This is a genomic window from Zoogloea sp. LCSB751 (assembly GCF_002028455.1).
Taxonomy (GTDB): Bacteria; Pseudomonadota; Gammaproteobacteria; order Burkholderiales; family Rhodocyclaceae; genus Zoogloea.
Map to the genome: position 1 here is coordinate 1 of NZ_MWUM01000313.1, position 261 is coordinate 261.

1 protein-coding gene is annotated in these 261 nt (G+C 59.0%); it reads left to right on the forward strand.

Features of this window, described 5'->3' with window-relative positions:
• The coding region (locus B4920_RS26770) for an asparaginase domain-containing protein (protein ID WP_173862723.1) at positions 1 to 261 on the forward strand (261 nt) is incomplete at both ends.

The following is a 261-nucleotide window of genomic DNA, read 5'->3' on the forward strand; positions in this document are numbered from 1 at the left end:
AAGACTGTCTGGCGCGGATGCCCGAGTTCCACCGCCCCGAGATGCCGGATTACCATATCCACGAGTATGCGCCCCTCATCGACTCCTCCGACATGACCCCGGCGGACTGGCAGCGTATCGCCGAGGATATTCGCGACAACTACGAGAAATACGATGGTTTCGTGATCCTGCATGGCACCGACACCATGTCGTTCACCGCCTCGGCGCTCTCCTTCATGCTGGAAGATCTGCATAAGCCGGTCATCATCACCGGCTCCCAGA